The sequence below is a fragment of the Deltaproteobacteria bacterium genome (genome assembly GCA_016874755.1).
Classification (GTDB): Bacteria; Desulfobacterota; Binatia; order UBA9968; family UBA9968; genus DP-20.
Genome location: VGTH01000006.1, coordinates 20,026 through 42,033 on the forward strand (window position 1 = coordinate 20,026; position 22,008 = coordinate 42,033).

Here is a 22,008-nt window from a genome sequence, read left to right on the forward strand (position 1 = left end):
TTGGCGCCCTTGAAGATAACGTAACCGACGGCGGCGAACTGCAGGCCAAGTCCAGCGTTGTTCCAAAAATAGGTGGCTTCTGGAGGGCAACCCAACTTTGATGATTTCCGGGCGAGGTGCAAAGCGTCATGAAGGAAATTTCCCTAACGCGTTCGAGCTTGATTGAATCGAGGTCGTCGAGTTGAGCTTAAAGTGAGGGCCGCCGCGCCAACCACTTGGCGCTTTGTTCATAAGCGTGCGCCACTTGCAACACTCGGCACTCATCGAAATTGTTGCCGACAATCTGCAATCCCATCGGCAGGCCGCGTGTTGTGAAGCCGCAAGGGACGCTGACCGCCGGCAGACCGGTGACATTGAACGGCACGGTGAACGTGGTTCCAAGACTGATTCCCGCAGGCTGCAGCGAGAGTTTCTTGCCGTTCAACTCGATGAAGCCTTGCTGGCTCTCTTCAATGGTTGGCGCTGAAATCGGAGTGGTCGGCGATAAAATGACATCGACCTTTTGCAGCGCTTGGTCAAACTCGTCGCATAGGATACGGCGCGCTCTTTGCGCGTTGATATAAGTTGATGCCGGGATCATCAGCGAGCCGATCAGGCGCAGCAGCAGCGGGCGGCTGATATCGCTGGAACGGGTTTTTAGATGCGGCATCAAGTGCACGATGTTCTCGACGCGGCTGGTGACGGTCTGGACTGGTTGAATCAGATCAATATGTGGTATGGATATTTCCGCCTGCTTCATGCCGAGCGCGCGCAGGGCGCGGACCGAATCGTCAAAGGCAACTTTGACTTCCCGCGAAATCAGCTCCTCGCAATAGCCTCGCAATACAGCGAAGCGCAGGCCCTTCACCGGTTTGCCCAGATCACGATGGTAATTTGGCACGGGAGCTTCGGAGCTGAGCGGATCCCTGGGATCGTGGCCGGCGATGGTCTTTAACACCGTCGCGCAATCGCCGATGGTTTTGGTGAAGATCCCGAAGTGATCCGAGGAGAAACCTCCCGTGCCGCCGACGTTGCCGAAACGGCTGACGCGACCGTAGGTCGCCTTGAGTCCGACGGTGCCGCAATAGGATGCCGGGTTGCGCACCGAGCCGGCGTTATCGGTACCGATCGAGACCAGACAGAGGCTCGCCGCGACAGCGGCTGCCGAGCCGCCACTGGAACCGCCGGGAATGCAGGCCACATTCCACGGGTTATGAGTGGTGCCGAAATAGGGATTGATCGTTGTGCCGCCGCTGGCCCACTCGTGCATGTTAGTCTTGCCGAGCATGATGGCACCCGCGGCTTTCAGGCGCGCCACCACCGTCGCATCATGATCGGGAATCCAATCGGCGAGAACTTTTGACCCCGCGGTGGTGCGCACGCCGCGCGTCGCCAAATTATCTTTGATCGAAACCGGTATGCCGTGCAGCGGACCGCGATACTTGCCGCGGGCGATCTCCTTTTCAGCGGCCTTGGCGTCCTTGCGCGCCTGCTCTTCCGTGAGCGTCATGTAGGCGTTGAGAACGGGATTGAGCTTTTTGATTCTTTCGAGATAGAGATCCGTCAGCTCCACCGGCGAGAGCCGCTTGGCGCGAATCTCACGCGCCGCCTCGCTCAGGGTCAGCGCTTCGAGGTCGATGGAGTTCACTTTTTTACCTGCTTCTCGACCTTCAAGATCGGCGCGACATCGGTCAGATCCATGTCGGTCAGCGGCTTTAAAAAATGCTCCAGCTCCTGGTGCTGTTTGAGCACGGTTGTGATTTCGTCTTCGCTCAGGTTGAAGCCATACTCGGCGTTGAGTTTTCGCACAAGATCTTCCATGAGAAACCGCCGTGTCTAATGCTATTTCTGGTACCGTTTATAGGCCGCGGCAATAAACCCCTCTCGCTCCAACTCGGCGAGAATCGAATTGTCCATGAAATCTTCCGCTTTGGCGCTGCCGCGGTCCTTTAGCGTAACCAGATAGTTTTCGATTTGTTCGCGCTCGACGTAGGGTTTCGCTGGGTAAAGCGCTGACCAGAAGTCGTAGGTTTCGTTCAGCACCGTCTGATCCTTGTTCCGGAGATACTTCCCCAACACCTGAATGGCAAACTCGCGGTCGGTCTTGAGCCGGGCTAGGCCGCCGATGTAGCCGATCATGAATTTTTTTACCTTGTCGCGGTTGGTTTTGATGTATCGGGCGCTGGTGGAATTGTGGTTCATGGGGAACTTAATGCCGCTCTGCGCCAGATTGACCATCGGCTTGAACCCCAGCTCCTTGGCTTTGATCGTATCGGGCGGCTGCAGCAGCGTCCCGTCGATGCTGCCGCTGGCGAGCGCGCCGAAGCGCGCGATTTGATCGCCGGTCTGGATGAACGTCACGTCGGCATCTGGATTGAGTCCCAAGTGCTGCAACGCGTAGCGCGTCGCCGGATAAGCCGTGCCGCCGAAGCTCAAGATGCCGATCTTCTTGCCCTTGAGATCAGCGGCACTGTGAATTCGCGGCGAAACGTAAAGTGTGTAAGGAAAAATCCCCAGCGTGGTACTGATCAGTTTGACGTCGCCGCCTTTGAGCGCCGCGTTGATCGCCGTCGACCCGCCGGTGGTCGTGATCTGCACATCACCGGAGACCAGCGAAGTGATGGTCTGTGTACCGCCGGTGAAAGTGACCGGTAAAACTTCGATCCCCAGCTCTTTGTAAAAGCCTGACTCGAGAGCCGTCCACAAAGACCACTGGCTGACGCTACGCAGCGTGGCAACGATGACTTTGTCCTGCGCCGCGACGCAGTTCGCAACACCGAGGCACAAGAAAAAAATCAATGACGCGGCCTTCAGCTTCACAGCAGTCCTGCACCGAAAGCACGGCTCAACGTCTCGGGGTTTTGCCATGAGCGTTCCCTCGACAGCGGATTCTCAAACGACCTTTTCCAATAGCTGGAGCCATATCGCAAGACCGGAAGAGATGTACTTTCGGTTTGTGCTTGTGGCGAGCAGATCAATTCCAGCCATAAAAGTTGCGCGGATTGTTCTCAAGAATCTTAGTTCACGCCGTATCCGAAATTCGTTGATCGTTGCGTCATAGATGAACCGCGACGCGCTTGATATTTTGGCAAGGAGAACTTCAAACTCTTCCGAAGCATCGCCTCGTGGAAGACCGCCGCGCTGGCGTCTATTGAGCCCAGGCCTTGCGTACCTCCTGGCTTGAACTGATCAGCCCAAAGTGAGTAGCCATGTTCTTGAGCGAGAAGCGCTGGAGGTCCAGGTCGTACGCACCAACACAGTCCGCCAAAACCACCGCGTAGTATCCGCGCGCAAAAGCGTCTCGCACACAGGCCTCCACGCAGCCATTGGTGGCGACGCCGGTGAACAGGAGTGTCTTTGCGCCGAGCCCCCTAAGCATGGCGTCCATTTTCGGGTTGGTGAAAGCGCTGTGATGCCACTTCGGGATGGATGTTTCCCCGGGACGTGGCGCGACGAAGTCGCAAATTTCCCAACCCCAGGTTCCCGGGATAGTGTACTTGGCCCCACCGAGCCCGACCCGCCGGCGGCGCGCCAGAATCGGCCCGTTGTCGTGCTCGGCGTCGGTCTGCGCTTGGGTGTAGACGACGGGCACACCTATTGCCCTGGCGGCTTCTAACATCTGCCGCGAGGGCTCCTTCATCGCCTCGATGGTGGAAAGGTCTCCCTGCATCCTCGCGCCGCCTGGAGCGCAGAAGTCGTTTTGGATGTCGACCATAACGAGCGCCGTGTGGTCCGGCCTCACCATGTCCACTAGCTCGGGCCACACTTCCTTGACTTGCGGCTCCCACGGCTCGACTTCCGGATCGAATTCGTAGTCGGCGATAACCCGCTTCTCAAAAATCGGACGGCCGACCTCTGCGGAGACCCGCTGGTGCAGCGGGTGATCCGTGTAGCGCTTTAAGCTTGCCAAATCCTTCACGACGGCCACCATAGCGTGAGTGAACTCACTGTCACCGCGCAGATCCGGCCCCATTGACCAACTGAGCAGCTCCGGTACAACGTCTTTCATTGAGTTGTAACCCGCTACCATAGCGTCAATCTTCTCTTGCGGGGTGCCGGGTTTGACCTTGAGAAGGACAACATGTTTGATCATCTCAACCTCCGAAAATTGTTTGGCGGCCGGAGGACGAAGGGCGCCTTACCGATCGTGGTCGCCGACCGATAAAATTTCTATTTCGCTCTAGCCCTTTGGCAGAATTTTCGCCAGCTTTTCTTTGAGGGCAGCCGGCATAGCCAAATAATCGGTGATCAGTTTCTGGAGTTCCGCCGCGCCCGTCGGATTGATGTCCAGCTTCACCCTGTCAGCCTCCGCCAGAAACTCTTTGTCCGCCATCGTCTTGACGAAAGCAGACCGCAGTGCCGCCACGCGATTGGTGGGCACGCCGGGCGGCAGGAAATAGGGCCTCGTAAATAGATTGGGGACGACGATCCCAGAGCGAAGCAACTCGCGCTGTTCGTCATTCTTTGCGAAGGTCAGAATCATTGGGACATTCTGCCGTGGCAGGCCCGCCAGCGGCTTGTCGGTAAGTTGTCCGATCAGCAGCCACTCTCCGCTTTCAAATTTTGCCAGCGTCCGCGCTTTGTTCGAGGACCAGTCATTATACTGCCCAGCGACCTCGTCCTGATCCATAGCCAGCTCCACTGCAGCGGTGGTCTTGTAGCCGCTCACTACCTTGACGTTGGCGCCCAGGACCTCGCGAGTCAGCAGCGAAGCCGTGTGATTGGTGGTCGCGGCGCCGGCGTCTCCAAGAGTTAAGACCTTACCGCCCGGCTCCAGCAACTGCTCGAATCTGGTGATTGCGGAGGCTTTCGTCATTATCAGCACAGAGTTCTCACTGTTCGGCGCGCCGAGGTAGATGAATTTGCTCGCATCGAACTGGACGCCCTGGTGGCCCAATAACTGAGATCGAGCAATTCCGCCGATGATATTGGCAATTACGGTGCCGTCCCTGGGCGCCCGACTGTAGATGTGGCTCGCGGCTACCAGGCCGCCCGCGGCCGGCATGTTATCGACAATGATGCTCGGTTTCCCGGGAATGTATTTGCCCAGGTGCCGCGCGATCGCGCGGGAGTAGACATCAAAGCCGCCGCCCGCGCCGTGTCCAACAATGAGCTGAACGGTTTTCCCCTGGTAGAAATCAGCTACGACCTTCTCGTCAAAGGGCGCGGACATGTCCGCAACAAGCTTGCCGGGCTCGGCGGCGGGACTCGAAGCGGCCGTCAGGGCCGCCATCGGCAGCAGAGCCTCGATCAAGCCGAACAACGCCATAGTCGCCAGGCTTTTTTTCATATTGCTGATCCTCTCCGCTCGGCAGAAGATCATGAGTAGTCACGCGCTTGCCATTCGTCCGCCGAAACTCAAAATTGCCCGGCGCACTGTGCCTTTCGGTGTAGCCCCGGGGGAACATAGGACTGCACGCCGAATCGTATCATCGATGGATTGGGTTTTAAAACGACCTTTTCTATGGCCAGAGCTATAAGGGAGAACCGGCAGAGTTGTCAATCTCTTTTCTACTTGATGAACAAATGAGGCAGCGCATTTTCTGGGCGACGTTTTTGACGCCTGTGGAGTGGAGCAGACCGATAGCAAAGCGGCGTAGGCGCGACATACTTTCGCGGCCGAAGCCGACAGAGGACCTCCGCATTCAGCTTCGCTTGCGCATTGCTCTGCTCGATAGCCAAAGAAAATAGAAAACAGGCCACGCTGTCAACTTCGCACCGGCACGATGGATTTACAGATCCCGCTATCGTTCTTGGCGGGCGCCAGGCCCAGATGGCTAAGAAATTTTAACGGTCGACCGCTTGAAATGCGTCCCGTGAAAACAGTTATGAGCTATGCGGAGACTCGACCCCTTTAGACCGACTGTTAGACCGACCCCTAGATTTCGCCTTCAGATTTCGTTCGAGTCAAGCCCCTTCAGCCGGGCCCGGCCACCTCTCCGTATCGCGGGAGCTTTTTTTCTTGTGTCTGAGCTCGCTAAAAAACTTGCTCAAGAGCTCAGCACTCTCCTGCGCCAAGACGCCACCGCGTACCGGCAAACGGTGGTTAAGTCGGGAATCGTCACAGAGCTTGTAGAGCGATTCAACCGCTCCTGCTTTCGCATCTAAGCAGCCAAAGATCAGCCGGCCGATGCGCGCCTGGAGGATGGCGCCGACGCACATGATGCAGGGTTCGAAAGTGACATAGAGATCGCAGTCGGTCAATCGCCAGCTGGCGCGAAACGTGGCCGCCTGTTCGATGGCGCCGATTTCGGCATGCGCCAATGGGCTTTGCAATTGTTCGCGGCGGTTAAAGCCCGTGCCGATGACCTCACCGTCCCGGACGATCACAGTCCCCACCGGAACCTCACCGCATGCGTAAGCGTTCTGCGCTTCCTGTAGCGCCAAACGCATGAACGCTATGTCTTGCGCAGCCTGTTCACGCAGTGGGTCATCTTGCGCGGCTGACTCTGAATCCTTCAACATGGAACCTGAACGCGGGACAAAGTTTGCTTAGGGATGCATGTACTCGATCGGCGGCGGTTCGATATCGGTGACCACCTCGGTCACTCCGGGAACGGCCTTGGCAATGCGGACGATTTCTTTTTCCAACTCCGCGTCGGCGAGAATGCCGGTAATGCTCACCCGCCCTTCGTCGCTGCGCACGTTGAGCACGATGTTGCGGGTTTTCGCCGAAGTCACAAGCGCGGCTTGGACGCGGGCGCTGACGGTCAGCTCGCGAAAGGCTTTTTCGCTGATCGGAGTCGATTGGAACTCCGCCCTTTTGGTTGCCGTAATGATCATGTCGACCGCCATGTCGACGCTCACGCGCGTGGTGTTGATGACGAGATCGTAACCCTGGGGGTCGAGCCAATCGACGCTAAAAAGCGATCGCAACCGGCGGCTGCGCACGCGATCGAGATCTTTCAAATATTGACGCGCCCGCTCGGCATCCATCCCTTGGCGCTTGTTGACCTGGTCGATGCGAAAATCCATCGACGCCACCGTCAGCACCTTCAAGACATGGCCGACGCTGGGGAAAAGCTCCTGGCCGGCGCGGCCGTGGTACACCATGTTGCCGCTCTGCGCCACCTCGCACATGGCCGCTTGCAGGGTGATGCGATAAAGCCGCGCGCTTTCGAGCCAGCGTTCCCACCAGCGCCCTTCGGTCTCCAAGACCTCGGTGAACTTGGCTTCTGGAATGCCGTAGCGTCGGCTCGCCTCGATCAGCACCTCGCGATTGATGCAGCGGTAGCCCAGTGCAGCGGCAACTTTGTCGGCGATGGCACTCCCGCCGGTAAACGCCGCGTGAGAGATGGTTACGATGGCCATAACGTGACTCCTCCAATTTTCTAGGAAACCGCCGGTTTTCTCTGAGATCAGTATGACCTGAATTCATCGGTGTCAACTGACGCCGTATAGGCGCGCGCAATTGTCCCATAGAATCTTTTTTCGCGACGCGCTCGTCATATCCACCGCCATGAAATGATTGACCGCGTCGGGCCAATGGGAGTCGGCATGCGGATAATCGGTAGAAATCACCACGTTGTCGTCGCCGATGCGCTTGACGACATCGCCGACCAAATCCTCCTCGACGTCGACCGAGATATAGCATTGGCGCAGAAAGTAATCGCTCGGCTTCATGCTCATCGACTCATTGCAGTAGTCTTTGCGCATTTCCCAGCGCTCGTCCAAGCGATACAACGCCCACGGCAGCCAGCTGCAGTTGCCTTCGAGAAACGCCACGCGTAATTTTGGGAAGCGCTCCAAGACGCCGCCGGCGCAGAAACTGCCGACCGCGAGCATGAGCTCGATCGGATTGCGAAAGGCGTTGATCAGCACCGCTTCGTTGGCGTGGCCTTTGAAGCGATGGACGACTTGATCGGTGTTGGGATTGGCCGCCGGATGGAAACAGATCGGCACGCCGAGTTTTTCGGCTTCGCGCCAGACCGGGTCGTAGTAGCGGTCGTGAATATGCTTGCCGTTGGCCGGCTCGGGCACCAGGCATAGACCGATGGCACCCAGCTCGGTAATCGCCCGGCGCGTCTCGTCGACGGCCATGTCGACGTCGTGCAGCGTGATCAGCGCCGAGGGCCGCAGCCGCTTCGGATCGGTCTTGCAGAAATCCGCCATCCAATTGTTCCAGGCGCGGCAAAGATCGTTGGCGTACTCGGGCTCCAGGCTATCATCGCAGTGCAGCGGAAACGTGCGGAACAACACGGCGATGTCCAAGCCTTCGACGTCCATGGCTGCCAACTGCGACACCGAGTCGTAATCGCGCGCCAGCGGTTTGGCGTAGCGATGGGCCACTTCCGCCTCGCCCGGCGACGATTCTTGCACCGCGCTCTTCGGCGCCGTCGTGCTCAGCACTTGGGTGCCCGACGGCCGCAGCGGTTTGCCGTTGGCGAGGGAGAACTTGATCTGGCCGTGGCGCTTGCGCGGCTCGCCGCGCGGAATCCGATCGCCCCACTTGGGGTCCATGTATTTCAGGTAAAGATCGTGAGGCTCGAAGACATGCATGTCGCTGTCGAGAATCTTGTAACCGTCGCGCGCCATGAAGAGCACCTCCAATATTATTGCTTGATTCTTCTTGGCCTATAATCTTCCGCGCCGGTCCTGTCAACTGAATTTCTTGCGGGCAATGCTAGCGGAAACGCCGCCGAAGTTGCTTGACAAGATTGCGGCGAGCTGCAAAAGATTTCGCAGCAAATCCTGCGCAGCGAGCGAAAGTGATGGAGGCTTCGATGCTCACAAGAATGAAAAACGGCTTGGTGCTCACGTTTTCGGCAGTTGCCATTTTACTAGGCGTTGTCGGTCTCGGCACGGCGCAGACGCGCATTTCCGTCGGTGTGACCGAGACCATCGAAACCCACAACCCCTACGGCGACAGCGTTTCGCTCTTGTACGGCATTTGGAGCGAGATCACCGGCCCATTTTGCACCTACAACTACGGCAAAGGCGATTTCGAAGGGCGCCTAGCCGAGCGTTGGAAGGTGGAAAACCCGACCACCTGGCTTTTCTATTTGAACAAGAACTACAAGTTCAACGACGGTTCGCCGGTCACCGCCGACGACGTCATCCACTCGATCATGAACCGCGTGATCAAAGACCCGCAGTCAAAGCAGAAAGCCTCCGTCGCCCCTTCGGTCGTGAACGTTGAAGCGGTCGACAAACTGACCGTCAAGGTGACCACCGACAAACCGACGGCGCCGCTGCTGTCGTTTTTTTGCGACCGTTTGATCATTACCAGCAAAGCGATGTTCGATAAGTACGGCCGCGACGTCGCCGACAAGGAACATATGCTCGGCGCGGGGCCCTATCGCTTAAAGGAGCTGATTCCCGGCCAGCGTTTGGTCATTGCCAAGAACCCCAATCACCCCGACGCCAAGAGAAACCCGCGCGCGCCCGACGAAGTCGTCTACCGCGTCATGCGCGAGCCCGAGCAGCGTGTGACCGCGCTATTAAATGACGAAATCCAAATCGGCCAGTTCGTGCCGCCGCACATGCGCGCCCGTGTCGAGGGGAACAAAAACTTGAAGATCACGCCGGTGGATTCGGTGGAGATCATGTTTCTCGCCATGCAGCCGAAGCCGCCGTTCGACAAGAAGGAAGTCCGCCAAGCGGTTTGTCACGCGATCAACCGCGATCAAATCATCGGCACGCTCTTGGAAGGCTTTGCCAGCCGGCTCGACGGTCCTTTGGGGCCGGGACAATACGGCTATGATCCCAATCTCAAGCCAAAGCTCAACCACGATCCCGAACGGGCAAAAAAACTCTTAGCACAAGCCGGTTTCCCCAATGGCATCGATGCCGAGCTACAAACTCCGGTGGGCCGCTACACCCTCGACAAGCAGCTCACCGAAGCGATGATTCCGATGCTTAACAACGTTGGCATTCGCGCCAAGCTCGCCACCCCCGAATGGGCGACACTGTGGGCCAACGTGCAAAAAGGCACCGTGCCGTTCTACTACATGGGCCGCGGTTCGATCCAAGACCCGAGCGCCGCGCTGCATCAGTATTTTCATACCGGCGAGACGCCGCGCATCGGCTACTCAAATCCGAAAGTCGACGAGCTGCTCGATAAAGAACAACAGGAGTTCGATCCAAAGAAACGCCGGCAATACTTGTCGCAAGCCATGAGCATCATCACCGAAGATGCGCCGGCCTGTTTTATGTGGCGCCACAAGCTACTTTGGGGCATGAACAGCCGCGTCGATTACAAGCCACTGCCCGACTCGCGCATTTATGCCATCGACATGACGGTGAAAAAGTAGCGGATGGGAAGACCTCAATGGCCACTCAGATCATCGACGTTCACGCCCACCTCTACCCCGCCGGCTGTTTTACCGAGGTGTTGCGCGACCGCAGCGAGTTCAAGCTGCTCGACAACCCGCGCGGGCAACAACTGCTTTACCGCGGCAGCCACGTGATGTCGTTGCCCAGCGAGCAAGATGATTTGACCAAGCGTCTGGCTTCAATGGACGAAGCCAGCATAGAGACGGCCATTCTCTCTGTGGGTGCGCTGAATATCGGTTGGGCGGGCAGGCGGGAAGAAGCCGCCGCGCGGCTGATCAACGACGGCCTCGCCGCTGCTTGCAAGCAGCATCCGTCGCGCTTTCGTTTCGTCGCCGTGCTGCCGACGAGCAACCCAGCCGAAATGACAAGTGAGCTGGATCGCGCCCTCGCCCTTGGCGCTGCCGGTGTCGGCATCGCCACCAACATCGGCGACTTTCAGTTGCACGCACCGGAGGTGCGCCACTTCTGGCAGGAAATGCACCGGCGCGAGCTCATGGTGCTGGTCCATCCAACCACGCCCTGCGATGCGCCGCAGAACGATCCGGGAACGTTTCTTTCGGTAGGATATCCTAACGAAACCGCCATGGCAGCGACCAAGCTCGCGCTCACGGGCGTGCTCGCCGAGTGTCCGGACGTCAAGATCGTCTGGTCGCATCTGGGCGGCGGCCTGCCGATGATCCTGGATCGCATTGACCGCGGTTATCAGCGGTTTTCCAGTTGCCCGCATCCACCGGGCTTCTATTTGCGCCGCTGCTACTTCGACACCGCTTGCGCCCACGTGCCGGCGCTGCACTGCGCCCGCGCTACTTGGGGAGTGAACACACTGGTCTTCGGCACCGACGTGCCCCATGTGCCCAACACCGAGAAAGAAACTTTCGCCGCCCTGCAGCAAACTGGCTGGGTGCAGTCAGAGTTGGACGATATTCTTGGCGGAACGGCGAGGCGCCTGATGGCGTAGGCCCGTTCAACGGACGCACCAAAGGAGCTTTTTATGATGGTCATGCCCTACGGCGACGATCGCCTCATATTGATCCTGCAAGTCGATCATTCCAAAGTCACCGGCTGGTTCGCGGCCCATTGGGGCAACGACAACTTCGCTCGGCCATCGCCCTACGCTGCGATGGTCCTGGCAGCACAAGAGCATGACACCGGCTGGTGGGATTGGGAGATCAAGCCACAGCTCAATGCCGAAGGCTTGCCGCCCGATTACATCGGCAGCATCAAACACCTAGGCGGCAAAGTCTGGCTCGATTTCTATCGCCACGGCATCGAGCGCCTGGCCGAGCAAGACAGCTACGCCGGCTATATTGTTTCGCTTCATTCCGATGGCCTGCTCACTCAGGGACGCGGCCTCTTGCCGTACATGCCGGATTACAAAGTCTATCCCGAGGTTTTGGAGTTTCTCGCCGAGCAGGAAAAGTATCGCGCTGAACTCATGGAACAACTAAAAGTCTCGCCAGAGTATCGCGACCATCTCTCCGATGAACAGCTCTGGACCAATTTCAAATTGATGGAAGTCTACGACCAGATGGGCCAGTTTGTCTGCAACCGCTATCCGTTCAACAACACCGAGCGCAAAAATGGCCCAAGCAACACCATGAGCAACGTGCCGACGCCGACGAAGCCCGGGAAAGAAGACACGATTCTGACTTTCAACATTAAGGACGAGAGCCGCGCCGTGGTCACCCCCTACCCTTTCGATATCGACCCGCTGCCGGTGTCGTTCCAAGCGCGGGTTATGCCGAAGCGTCCCTATGGCAATCAAAGCGAGTTTCTCGGCGAGTACTACCGCGCCGAAAAGATCACGATCAACTATTCGCTGTACTCGCATTAATCTAGATATTCTCCCCTTTTAGAATAGGAGGATTCCATAGTGCACCATCGTTATCAGTCAACCCCAACTCGGATGATGATCCTCGCGGCATTCGTCGCTGCGCTGGCCACGCCTAAAGTCGGCTTCGCTCAAGCCAAGCCTCTTACGAAAGTGCGGCTAGCCACCTCCACAGCCGGCCTCGACTTCGCGCCGATCTGGATCGCCCAGCGCAAAGGCTTTTTTAAAGAAGAAGGCCTCGACTTCGAGCATATTTTGACCACCGGCGGCGCCGTCACCATGGCGGCGCTGATGAACGGCGAAGTTCAGTTCGTTTCCACCGCGGCCTCCGACGTCCTGGTCGCCCGCGCGCGCGGCGACCGTTTGCAAGCGGTCGGCATTTTTCCGGCATCGCTGGAATGGCATATCGCCACCAACAACAAATGGATCGAGAGCCGCGGCCTGAACAAAGCACAGGTGGCAAAGATGACCGTGGCGCAAAAGGTCCAAGCGCTCAAAGGCACGACGATTGGCGCCGCCACCGTCGGCGGCGCACCGGCACAGGTGGCTCGCTATCTTTTGCGCCAGAACAACTTGAAACCCGACGCCGACGTGCGCTTCGCCGCCGTCGGCGCCGGCGCCTCACGCGTCAACGCGCTGAAAAACGGCCAGGTCGATATGATCATCGGCGGCATTCCCGATACCGAGCAGCCCGAGCTGGAAGGTTGGGGCGTGACGTTCATACGCTTGGGCCACGAGATCGAAATCTTCAAAGATTACCCGCATGAATCGGTGCACGGCATCGACAGCTACATTCGCGCGAATACCGATACCACGCGCGCGTTGGTGCGCGCCATCGCCCGCGGCAACAACCTGATCATCGACAACCCGGCGGAATCCGACGAGTTGCTAGTCAAGCAATTTCCCAAAGTCAGCCCCACCGTGCTAAAAACCGTTATGGCGCGCAGCCGGCCGACGTTTCGGCGCAACCTGCGCATGACCAAGTCGGGCTGGGATAACATGCACAAAGTGATGGCGGCCGTGGGCTTGCTCAAGTCCGAGCTGAATTTGAACGAAGGCGAAATCTGGACCAACCAATACTTGCCGCAATAGAAGACTGACACGTTAACGCCCTTCGATGCACGCTTCGCGCTGCACGGGGCGAACGGAATTTCTTGCCCATATTTAGCTAAATTCGATGGATCTAAAGACCGCCGCGCCCCAGGCGCAAACCAGCGCCAGTGAATCCGCCGAGGATCAACAATCAAGAGACACCCAGCTCAACGGCACTCGGGCGTTTCTGATTGCGCTGCCAGGTCTGGTCACGGCGATTTGCTGGGAGTTTGCCGCCAGACAATGGCCGGATGTGGCACGGCTCGTCAGTCAGCCAACTGAAATCACCCGCGGCGTGTTCGACGTCATCGTCACCGGCACCATCTGGCAACACTTTCAGACGACTTTGACGGAGATGGCGGTGGGCTATGTCATCGGTGCGATCACGGGCGTCGCCCTGGGCTTTCTCTTTGGCCGGGTGAAACTGCTCGGCGATATTTTCAACCCCTACATCACGCTGTTCAACGGCATTCCCAAAGTCGCCCTGGCGCCGGTGTTCGTCATTTGGTTCGGCATCGGCATCGTGTCGAAGATCGCGATCATTCTGACCATGGTATTCTTCGTGGTCTTCATCAACACCTTTGCCGGGCTGCGCTCAGTCAACGAAGAGTACGTCAACATCGTCCGCCTGATGGGCGCGAGCCATTGGCAAGTCGTGCGCGAAGTATTTTTGCCGGGCACGCTGCCGTTTATCATGGTCGGCCTGCGCGCCGGCATTCCGTTTTCGGTGATCGGCGCCGTCGTCGGCGAATTCATCGCGGCGACCAAGGGACTCGGCTATTTCATCAACTACCATCAGGGCACCTACGACACCAATGGCATTTTTGTCGGCGTGACGATTTTGGCAATTCTCGTGGTCGTCCTCGATTGGCTGCTGTCGTTGGTCGAGCGGCGCTTACTCAAGTGGCGTCCGGAAGTGGAAGCGAAAAGCGTCGGCGCCTAGAGATCCTCGATTTGGCATTACATGCTCACTCCGAAGCCGCCTCCGATGTCCCGAGTAGCGTGGGTAGGTTCCGTGAAATCGGTCAGCGCGGAGCGCGTATCGAGGGAAGGGTCACTTCTTTCCAAAGATTCTGCTGAAAAACCAAGAATGCTTCGTCAGGCTCAGTATGAACGGACTTTTTAATGAACGATTTCAACTCCGATTCCGTTCGTCCTGAGCTTGTCGAAGGACTCCGGATGGGTTTTCAGCAGAATCTCCAAATATCCAAAACTAAATGCACCCGATCATCGACATCACCCATTTGACCAAGCGCTACCACTCTCGCGGCAGAACTGTATCCGCCTTGCAAGATATCAATCTGCCCGTCGAGCAAGGCTCGTTCACCACGCTGATCGGACCGAGCGGCTGCGGTAAGAGCACGATTCTAAAAATCATTGCCGGCATCGCCCTCCCCTACGACGGTCAATTGCGCTACAAAGGCCGCGACATCACGGCGATGAACACCGACGTCGGCTTCGTCACCCAGGACAGCAATCTGTTTCCATGGCTCACGCTGATCGAGAACGTCGCGCTGGCCCTAAAAATTCGCGGCTTGCCGGTGGAGCCACGACACAGCGAAGCCCAACGTTTCATCGACATGATGGAATTGAGCGGCTTTGAACACCATTACCCACATGAACTTTCCGGCGGCATGCAAAAGCGCGGCTCGATCATCCGCACGTTAATCTACAACCCGGAAGTCATTCTGATGGACGAACCCTTTGGCCCCTTGGACGCGCAGACTCGGCTGCTTTTGCAGGACGAACTCTTACGCATCTGGGACCAAAACAAGAAAACGATTCTCTTCGTCACCCACGATCTCACCGAAGCGATCGCGCTATCCGACAAAGTGGTGTTAATGACCAAACGCCCCGGCACGGTCAAGCGCATCTTCGACGTGCCGCTGCCGCGCCCGAGAAACGTTTTCGAGATTCACAACGAGCAGGGTTTCAGAGATATCTACCACGAAATCTGGGAGAGCTTCCGAACCGAGATAAAGATTTAGGAATTGCCTCGCGCAGGGCACGCAGAGTACGCAAAGTTCGGAAACATTTTCTTTGCGTCCTTTGCGCCTTTGCGCGAGGCAATCCGACAATCCGCGCTATTTCAACAGGTAACCGAACATCTCGCGCGCCTTGCGCACGACGTCCTGGCTCGGTGCGTTGACCTTGGGGAACTTATCGCCCCATTCGAACGGACGGGTGGCGTCGATGATCATTCGCGAATTGGTGAAATCTCTTACCTTGCGCTGCTCGGGGGTCAAACGCGGGTCGGCGGGTGTGCTACGCATGCGCGAGACGATGTCCACCGAAGTTGCCGGATCGTAGCGCGACAGCATTGCCCACATGAGCTGGTCCAAGTTGGACACGTCGATATCATCGTCGACGACGATGATCATCTTGCAGCCGTAGACGCTGGCGCCGCAGCTCGAAGCCAGCGTCGCCGCCTGCTTGGCATGGCCGGGGTAGCGCTGCTTGATCGCCATGGCGATCAGCATGCGCGAAGCGCCGATCTCGTGCGGCCAGACCTGCGTCACGTCCGGCACGCCGGCGTTACGCAGCTCCTGCTTTAACATTGCCGAGCGCATGATGGCGCGGTAGCGCGCCATCTCGTCGGAGCCGCCGCCAATCGGCGGCACGCCGAGAATGATCGGATCGTTTCGATGGTAGACGGCTTCGATTTCCAGCACCGGTTGGGCGCTCTCGTCCGACGCATAGTAGCCGGTCCACTCGCCGAAGGGGCCCTCAAACTTGCGGTTGTCATTATTCAAAAAGCCCTCAAGAACGATTTCCGAATTGGCGGGGAACGGCAGCCCGGTCACTTTGCCGCGCACACATTCGACGGGTTTGCCGCGCATGCCGCCGACGATATCGTACTCGCAGACGCCATAGGGATGCTCGGTGCCGGCCATAAAGAAAAACAGCGGGTCGCCGCCTAGCACAAGCGCCAGCGGCATTTTTTCGCCTTTACGGAAATATTTTTGCCGATGCATGTAGCCATGCTTGCCCGGCACCATGAGCAGACTCACGGTTTTCTTGTCCTGGATCATCGCACGGTAGCAGCCGGCGTTCACCCATTTCTCGTCGGGATCCATGGTGACCGAATAGCAGCCGGTGCCAATGTAGCGGCCGCCGTCCGCGAGGTGCCACTTCGGCGTGGGAAATTTCAAAATGTCGATGTCGTCGCCACTGACGACGTTCTGAAAGATCGGCCCGTCGTCAACGTAAACCGGCGCCAGGTTTCTTGGCGTCTTCTGATAGTGATCGAAGTAGGCATCGCTCAATTCCTGCTTCGTCAAGCCCTGAGGGAAACCGAAGGTCATCGCGCGCCGCTTGCCGGCAAATGTATTGATGATCACGCGAAACCCCTTCGGGCAACCCGGCACTTCGTCGAAGATCACCGCCGGCCCGTCATCGGGCGGCACCACGACGTCGGTGGCGAGCCCAATGCCCTCCTCCCAGGTGGCGCCGAGCACGGTTTTTAACTCGCCCAACTTCTCGGCCTCCGCCATCCACTCGCGCAGGTCGGTGAAAGCCAGGTGCGGCTGTATTTTTGAGCTATCGAACATGGCAGCTCCTCAAACTATTTCTTCTACACTCGCGCATCAGGTTTGCGCTAGCGATTGGCGACAATCATCGATTGTCCGGTTTTTTCCTGGCCCGCCAGTTTCTTTTGCAGGGTTTCCGCTTCCGCGCGGCTGGCGAGCCGACCCACGCGCACGCGATACCAACGCTTGCCCTTTACGTCGCCGCGCACGACGAAAGCGTCAAAGCCTTTTTCCTTGAGCCGCGCTGCGGTCAGGTTGGCATCCTTTTCGTCCGGGTAAGTGCCAACTTGCACGGCCCAGGAGCCGCCCTTCTTAACTTCCGCGCTGGCCGCTGGCTCGCTTTTGGTCTTTTCGCGCACCTCGCGTCTTTTCTGTTTGCGCGATTTTTTTTCCGTCTCTTTCTCTTTTGCTTTCTCTTTCGCTTCCTCAGGCAGCTTTTCACTGGCCTTAGCTTCGACAAGTTTGCTTGGCGCTGGCGCAGCCGCGAGCGGCGCCGGCGCCGCGCTGGCAACGCTCTTCGCCGCGCCGACGTTCACCGGCACAGTCACTTTGTTTTCGCTATCCACTTCGGGGAACCAGGCGTTGGCTTCCTGCACTAGCGTCAGCTCTAGCAGGTAGCTTCCGGGTTGGTCCGGCGCTTGAATGTTGGCCCGCAACTGCACGGATTCTCCCGCCTTCACATCGTTGGGCAGCGCCGTGCGCAGGCCATCGAAGACAACAACCTCTTTCTTGCTGTTGAGCCAGTGGTAGGAAAAATTGACGGCATACTTGCCTTTTGCATTGGCCTTGCTCGGCCAGGTCATCGTGCTGCTGTTTTTGAAAGAGACCTCCGCCGTCGTCTTCTCGCCAACGGCCATCTCTCTAGGAACGTTGTGCTTTTCGAAAGCACCTTTGAGTGCCACGGGCGGCAGTTTTCCCGCCTCGCGCGGACCGCAACCCACCAAGGTCGACACCAGCGTCAACCACAACAACCACGACGGCGCCTGCTTATGTGCCATGTTCGTCCTCAGCGGATTATAACGCGTAGAGCGTTTTGGGATTGTCGTAGAGAATTTTCTGGATCGCCCGCTCCGTGAGTTCTCCCTTGGCGGCACGTTTCTCGAGCTCCTTGCGAAACTCCAGTTCCATGGATGGATCGCGGTGCGTGTAATCCGAACCGACAATCAGGTTGTCCTCGCCGACGCAGCGGAGAATATACGGCAGGTCCTCATCAACCTGACAGGTAATATAAATGCGGTTATCCTTAAAAACATTGCCAGAGAGCTCGAGGTCCGGTATGCCCAACACCCCAACCGTCTCGCGGCCCTGTTGCCTAAACGCCTGGCGGCGCAGATCGTACTCGACAAATGGCGCCCACATGGAGCCGGCTTCGATGGCGCCAAAGCGCAGCTTGGGAAACCGTTGCGGTATCTTGTGCACGACCAGGCCGATGATCGCGTTGATCACGCCCGCTTTGGTGCGCATGAACTGCCCATGGGAGAACTCTCGCGCCGGAGAAAAGTCGGGAATGCCGGAACCGGTGTGAATGCAGACGGCCAGATCATATTTTTCCGCCGCCGCGAAGAGTGGATCGAAATAGGGATCGGCGGGATACTTGTTCGCTTCGCGATCGCCTTTCTTAAGCACGCCGCAGGCACCGTGTTCTTTGGCCCAGCGCAGCTCGCTTTCCATGTCATCCATTTTCATCACGGGCGGCATGCACACCCAACGCAGCCGGCCGTTGGACTTCGAGCAGCGATCGCCGAGCCAGCGATTGTAGCTCTTGCGCATGGCCGTGCTGACTTCGGGCTTTTCGGTGGCCTCCATCAAAAATAGCGTTGGGTAGATCACTTGGACATCGGTGCCCAGCTCGTCCATGTGTTTCAAACGCACGTTGATATCCAACAGCTCGCGCGATTCGACCACGGTACCGGAGTCTTTGTCGCTGCGGACAAAGCGGACTTGGCGCCGCCCGTCGATCACCCAGTAGCGCGCCGGCGGCAACTTCGGATCGGGATTGGTTGGATACGTCGTCGTCGGCTTGTATGGCAGGTCGCTCTCCGGCATGTATTCCCAGGTCGCATCGGTCTCGTCGATATGTGTGTCAGCGTCAATGATTCCCACGGTCAAACTCTCCTTGAAAATGCAGCAATGCTAACTTTTTTAGTATGGTTTAGGGCAAGATGAAAGAGGGGCGGCAGTGCGGCAAATCCATGCACCACGCTGGGCACGAAGATCACGAAGGAAAAAGATAAAGACTTTTATCTTCTTCCGAACTTCGCGTCCTTCGTGGTGAACAGTGGTGAACAAAGGTTTTCGACTTTGCGCCTTTGCGCGAACATATTCCGACCTCAGAACGCGTAGAGCGCTTTCGGATTGTCGTAGAGAATCTTACCCACGGCCGACTTCGGAATCTCGCCATTGGCGGCGCGCTGCTCCAAGAGCGCGCGAAATTCCAACTCCATCGACGGATCGCGGTGCGTGTAGTCGGAGCCGACGATGAGGTTGTCTTCGCCGACGTATTTCAGAATTGACGGCAAGTCCTCGTCAACCTGGCAGGTAATGTAAATGCGATTGTCTTTAAAAATATTGTTTTCGAGCTTGGTCTCGGGGCTGCCCAACACACTTCTCCGCCCGACGCGGTTCTGCACCCGCCGGCGCATGTCGTAGTCGACAAAGCTGGCCCACGAAGCGCCCGCCTCGACCGCAGCAAAGCGCAGCTTGGGAAACTGCTGCGGAATATTGTGCACGATCAAAGTCTCGATACCATTGATCGTCGGCGCCTTGGTGCGCCAAAACTGCGCCAAAGAAAAATCCTTCGCCGGCATAAAGTCCGGCGTCCCCGAGCCGGTATGGATACAAATCGCCAGATCGAGCTTCTCCGCTTCTTCGTAGAACCGGAAAAAATAGGGATCGGCGATCCATTTGCCGGCCTCGCGGTCGCCTTTCTTAAGCACGCCGCAGGCGCCATGCTCCTTGGCAAAGCGCAGCTCCTTGATCGCCTCGTCCATGTTGTGCAGCGGCGGCAGGCAAACCCAGCGCAAACGGCCACCGGTTTTGCCGCAACGGTCGGCGAGCCAGCGGTTGTAGCTCCGCCTTAGCGCAGTATCGACCTCCGGCTTCTCCGTCACTTCCATGAGAAACAACGTCGGGTAGATCACCTGAATGTCGGTGCCGATCTGGTCCATGTGCTTGAGCCGAACGTTTACGTCGAGCAACTCGCGCGACTCGACCACCGTGCCCGACTCTTCGTCGCTGCGAATGAAGCGCAGGTTGCGCCGCCCATCGATCATCCAATAGCGCGTCGGCACCTTCGTTGGGTCTGGGTTCGGCGGATACTGCGTCGTCGGTTTGTACTTGAGATCGTCACCGGTCATGAACTCCCAAGTATCTTCGGTTTCATCGATATGTGTGTCAGCGTCGATAATGCCCATGGAACTCTCCTAGTTAAGGGTTCAGCGCCTAGCGTCTGGGGTTTGGCGTTTTCGGATTCCGTTAACGCTAGACCCTAGACGACAAACGCTTATCAAATATCCCCAAACTGTTTGCGCCCCGTCATCTTCTCGTTCATGGCCGGATCGAGATAAATCGTCGGCCCGCCAAAGCCTTCGGCGCGGTTGCCAAGCAGCGCCAGCACCGTGTCGCCGTTGTTCTTGATGTTGTAGTCATATTTTGCCAGCAGCAGCACGACGCTGCCCTTTTCGACCTTGGTCGTGCTGCCATCGCCATGCTCGATCACGCCCGCGCCCTCGATTACGGTAAACGTTTCATTTGTCTTGCAGCGTCGCTAGTTCCATGAGGTGCCTCCGCTCTGCACTCCCATTCTTATTATGAATAAACCGAACTCTTCAAGGTTATCGACCAACCGCAATTGCATCTTCGTAGGGGCGGGTCTCAGACCCGCCCGCAGGCGAGGTTGTGGGAACCCCCACCCATGCCCCGCCTGGGCAGGTTTCAAACCTGCCCCTACAAATTTCGGATGCTAATCACACGGCACCGAACAATTTCACCGGGTTATCATACAGAATCTTCCGTTTCTGCTCTTCGGTGATGTCGCTTCGCGCTACCAGCTCCTGCGCGGCGTTTTCACGCCCCTCGCCATGCGGATAGTCCGATGAGAACAGCAGTTGATCTTCACCTAACATCGCAATCTCTTCTTTCATCAATGGATCTTCCATTTCGCCGCAGATGAAGAAGCGGCCTGACTTCAAATATTCTTTCATCGTCCGCTTGGGCATTTTGGCTTCGAGCACCGGCGGCTGGATCTCTCGGTCGCGCTCGATGTAGTGATCGATGCGCCCGACCTGATAGAACAGCCACTCGGCGCCGAACTCCATAAACGCGATGCGCATGTCGGAATAGCGATCGAGAAAACCATGGCCGAGCAGCGCGACAAAGGCCATCTGCGCCGGCAGTGCCATGCTCAGCGCGTGGGCGTCGAGAAAAGTCTCGACGCAGGGATCGAAAGCCGGAAAGCTCGCCGCCATGTGCACGCACAGCGGCAGGTTGTAGCGCGCAAACTCATCCCAGAAGTCGTTGAACTCGTCATCGCACAGCATCTTATCGTAGGCGGTGCCAAAGACGACGGCGGCGGAGGCACCGAGGCGCGACATTTCTTCCAAAGCTGCGATCGATTCACGCGGATGGCGCAACGGAATCAAACCAGCCCACTTGAGCCGTTTTGAATAGGGTTTGGTTTGCCTCGCGATGAAGCGATTAAAAGCACGAAACAACGCTGCTTCGAAGCGCGCATCGGCGGTCCAGCGGGCGTAGAGCGTCGATGGAAAAAGAAACTGCACATCGATGCCAAGCTGATCGAGATCGCGCAGGCGCGCCTCGGGATCGACGACAGTGAGCGAACCGCGACTGGGTCCTTCGACCACCCAGCGTGGCGCAGTCGCCGGCTGTAAACCTGGACCGAGCGCGTGCGGCTCCATGCGCCCGTCCGTAAGCCATCCCGCTGTAAATTTCGCCAGCTCGCCGCCGTCATGAATCAACGCCGGCCGTGGCCGCCGCGCTGCGAACTCTTTCGGCAAGTCCGCCCACATCTCCGGCGCCACGTTCACATGGGCGTCGGCGTCGTAAATTTTGTAACCGTTGATCATGGTTTGCCTCCTGGCCAGTCGTTCTGCGCTCTTAAACCACGGTGGCGAAACGGCTGTCAATCGGGAATCGTGGTTGGTGAATCGTGAATCGGAGAAGGTGTCCTCATCCGAGTAACCCCCTTTTTGGAAAAGAGGGGTAAGGGGGGCAGAGAAGCTCGTGACTTTTCCACATCGGTGGAAATACTTGAACTACGAAAAATCCCTCCTAACCTCCTTT

At 57.8% G+C, this 22,008-nt stretch carries 19 protein-coding genes; 6 read left to right on the plus strand and 13 right to left on the minus strand.

What is annotated here, in order from left to right:
* Positions 1 to 187: 187 nt before the first annotated feature.
* From FJ145_05135 to FJ145_05165, 7 genes are all read right to left on the minus strand, one after another.
* The gene (locus FJ145_05135; protein MBM4260811.1) at positions 188 to 1,825 is read right to left on the minus strand and encodes an aspartyl/glutamyl-tRNA amidotransferase subunit A; all 1,638 of its coding nucleotides are present in this window, start codon (positions 1,823 to 1,825) and stop codon (positions 188 to 190) included.
* Complete coding sequence (locus FJ145_05140) at positions 1,822 to 2,847, minus strand: ABC transporter substrate-binding protein (GenBank protein ID MBM4260812.1); 1,026 nt, start codon at positions 2,845 to 2,847, stop codon at positions 1,822 to 1,824. Before FJ145_05140 ends, FJ145_05135 begins: the two co-directional genes overlap by 4 nt.
* A gap of 280 nt (positions 2,848 to 3,127) precedes the next feature.
* Entirely contained in the window at positions 3,128 to 4,072 is a 945-nt protein-coding gene (locus tag FJ145_05145; GenBank protein MBM4260813.1) for an isochorismatase family protein, read from the minus strand.
* Positions 4,073 to 4,159: 87 nt separating this feature from the next.
* Positions 4,160 to 5,302: a hypothetical protein gene (locus tag FJ145_05150; protein MBM4260814.1), complete on the minus strand. Its 1,143-nt coding sequence runs from the start codon at positions 5,300 to 5,302 to the stop codon at positions 4,160 to 4,162.
* A gap of 584 nt (positions 5,303 to 5,886) precedes the next feature.
* The gene (locus FJ145_05155) at positions 5,887 to 6,444 is read right to left on the minus strand and encodes a nucleoside deaminase (GenBank protein MBM4260815.1); all 558 of its coding nucleotides are present in this window, start codon (positions 6,442 to 6,444) and stop codon (positions 5,887 to 5,889) included.
* A 27-nt stretch (positions 6,445 to 6,471) separates the two neighbouring features.
* Positions 6,472 to 7,290, minus strand: a complete 819-nt coding sequence (locus FJ145_05160; protein MBM4260816.1) for a BON domain-containing protein — start codon at positions 7,288 to 7,290, stop codon at positions 6,472 to 6,474.
* Between the two features lie 72 nt (positions 7,291 to 7,362).
* On the minus strand, positions 7,363 to 8,514 hold the full coding sequence (locus FJ145_05165; protein MBM4260817.1) for a hypothetical protein: 1,152 nt from the start codon (positions 8,512 to 8,514) through the stop codon (positions 7,363 to 7,365).
* Between the two features lie 173 nt (positions 8,515 to 8,687).
* On the opposite strand from FJ145_05165, the gene FJ145_05170 reads away from it, so the two are divergent.
* The 6 genes from FJ145_05170 (at position 8,688) to FJ145_05195 (ending at position 15,165) form a co-directional block, all read left to right on the plus strand.
* Positions 8,688 to 10,232 (plus strand): peptide ABC transporter substrate-binding protein, encoded by a 1,545-nt coding sequence (locus FJ145_05170; GenBank protein ID MBM4260818.1) that lies wholly within the window; start codon positions 8,688 to 8,690, stop codon positions 10,230 to 10,232.
* A gap of 17 nt (positions 10,233 to 10,249) precedes the next feature.
* A complete protein-coding gene (locus tag FJ145_05175; GenBank protein ID MBM4260819.1) occupies positions 10,250 to 11,212 on the plus strand; it encodes an amidohydrolase in 963 nt (320 codons plus the stop codon).
* Positions 11,213 to 11,245: 33 nt separating this feature from the next.
* Positions 11,246 to 12,088, plus strand: coding sequence for a DUF3891 family protein (locus tag FJ145_05180; protein MBM4260820.1), 843 nt, complete (start codon positions 11,246 to 11,248; stop codon positions 12,086 to 12,088).
* A 39-nt stretch (positions 12,089 to 12,127) separates the two neighbouring features.
* A complete protein-coding gene (locus FJ145_05185) occupies positions 12,128 to 13,177 on the plus strand; it encodes an ABC transporter substrate-binding protein (GenBank protein ID MBM4260821.1) in 1,050 nt (349 codons plus the stop codon).
* Positions 13,178 to 13,262: 85 nt separating this feature from the next.
* Complete coding sequence (locus tag FJ145_05190; protein ID MBM4260822.1) at positions 13,263 to 14,120, plus strand: ABC transporter permease; 858 nt, start codon at positions 13,263 to 13,265, stop codon at positions 14,118 to 14,120.
* A gap of 274 nt (positions 14,121 to 14,394) precedes the next feature.
* Complete coding sequence (locus tag FJ145_05195; GenBank protein MBM4260823.1) at positions 14,395 to 15,165, plus strand: ABC transporter ATP-binding protein; 771 nt, start codon at positions 14,395 to 14,397, stop codon at positions 15,163 to 15,165.
* A gap of 96 nt (positions 15,166 to 15,261) precedes the next feature.
* Here the strand turns inward: FJ145_05195 and FJ145_05200 are convergent, their stop codons facing one another.
* The 6 genes from FJ145_05200 to FJ145_05225 all read right to left on the minus strand — a co-directional run bounded on the left by FJ145_05200 (position 15,262) and on the right by FJ145_05225 (position 21,791).
* Positions 15,262 to 16,728: a UbiD family decarboxylase gene (locus tag FJ145_05200; protein MBM4260824.1), complete on the minus strand. Its 1,467-nt coding sequence runs from the start codon at positions 16,726 to 16,728 to the stop codon at positions 15,262 to 15,264.
* Between the two features lie 47 nt (positions 16,729 to 16,775).
* Positions 16,776 to 17,705, minus strand: coding sequence for a hypothetical protein (locus FJ145_05205; GenBank protein ID MBM4260825.1), 930 nt, complete (start codon positions 17,703 to 17,705; stop codon positions 16,776 to 16,778).
* A 16-nt stretch (positions 17,706 to 17,721) separates the two neighbouring features.
* Positions 17,722 to 18,810, minus strand: coding sequence for an amidohydrolase (locus FJ145_05210; GenBank protein MBM4260826.1), 1,089 nt, complete (start codon positions 18,808 to 18,810; stop codon positions 17,722 to 17,724).
* 227 nt (positions 18,811 to 19,037) lie between these two features.
* A complete protein-coding gene (locus FJ145_05215; protein ID MBM4260827.1) occupies positions 19,038 to 20,120 on the minus strand; it encodes an amidohydrolase in 1,083 nt (360 codons plus the stop codon).
* 92 nt (positions 20,121 to 20,212) lie between these two features.
* A complete protein-coding gene (locus tag FJ145_05220; protein MBM4260828.1) occupies positions 20,213 to 20,425 on the minus strand; it encodes a hypothetical protein in 213 nt (70 codons plus the stop codon).
* A gap of 247 nt (positions 20,426 to 20,672) precedes the next feature.
* On the minus strand, positions 20,673 to 21,791 hold the full coding sequence (locus FJ145_05225) for a hypothetical protein (protein MBM4260829.1): 1,119 nt from the start codon (positions 21,789 to 21,791) through the stop codon (positions 20,673 to 20,675).
* Between the last annotated feature and the right edge of the window lie 217 nt (positions 21,792 to 22,008).

Excerpts from the sequence above, each read along its gene's own strand:
- FJ145_05140 (MBM4260812.1), bottom strand. The coding sequence starts at position 2,847 with ATGGCAAAACCCCGAGACGTTGAGCCGTGCTTTCGGTGCAGGACTGCT.
- FJ145_05145 (MBM4260813.1), bottom strand. The coding sequence starts at position 4,072 with ATGATCAAACATGTTGTCCTTCTCAAGGTCAAACCCGGCACCCCGCAA.
- FJ145_05150 (MBM4260814.1), bottom strand. The coding sequence starts at position 5,302 with ATGATCTTCTGCCGAGCGGAGAGGATCAGCAATATGAAAAAAAGCCTG.
- FJ145_05155 (MBM4260815.1), bottom strand. The coding sequence starts at position 6,444 with ATGTTGAAGGATTCAGAGTCAGCCGCGCAAGATGACCCACTGCGTGAA.
- FJ145_05160 (MBM4260816.1), bottom strand. The coding sequence starts at position 7,290 with ATGGCCATCGTAACCATCTCTCACGCGGCGTTTACCGGCGGGAGTGCC.
- FJ145_05165 (MBM4260817.1), bottom strand. The coding sequence starts at position 8,514 with ATGGCGCGCGACGGTTACAAGATTCTCGACAGCGACATGCATGTCTTC.
- FJ145_05175 (MBM4260819.1), top strand. The coding sequence starts at position 10,250 with ATGGCCACTCAGATCATCGACGTTCACGCCCACCTCTACCCCGCCGGC.
- FJ145_05180 (MBM4260820.1), top strand. The coding sequence starts at position 11,246 with ATGATGGTCATGCCCTACGGCGACGATCGCCTCATATTGATCCTGCAA.
- FJ145_05190 (MBM4260822.1), top strand. The coding sequence starts at position 13,263 with ATGGATCTAAAGACCGCCGCGCCCCAGGCGCAAACCAGCGCCAGTGAA.
- FJ145_05195 (MBM4260823.1), top strand. The coding sequence starts at position 14,395 with ATGCACCCGATCATCGACATCACCCATTTGACCAAGCGCTACCACTCT.
- FJ145_05200 (MBM4260824.1), bottom strand. The coding sequence starts at position 16,728 with ATGTTCGATAGCTCAAAAATACAGCCGCACCTGGCTTTCACCGACCTG.
- FJ145_05205 (MBM4260825.1), bottom strand. The coding sequence starts at position 17,705 with ATGGCACATAAGCAGGCGCCGTCGTGGTTGTTGTGGTTGACGCTGGTG.
- FJ145_05215 (MBM4260827.1), bottom strand. The coding sequence starts at position 20,120 with ATGGGCATTATCGACGCTGACACACATATCGATGAAACCGAAGATACT.
- FJ145_05225 (MBM4260829.1), bottom strand. The coding sequence starts at position 21,791 with ATGATCAACGGTTACAAAATTTACGACGCCGACGCCCATGTGAACGTG.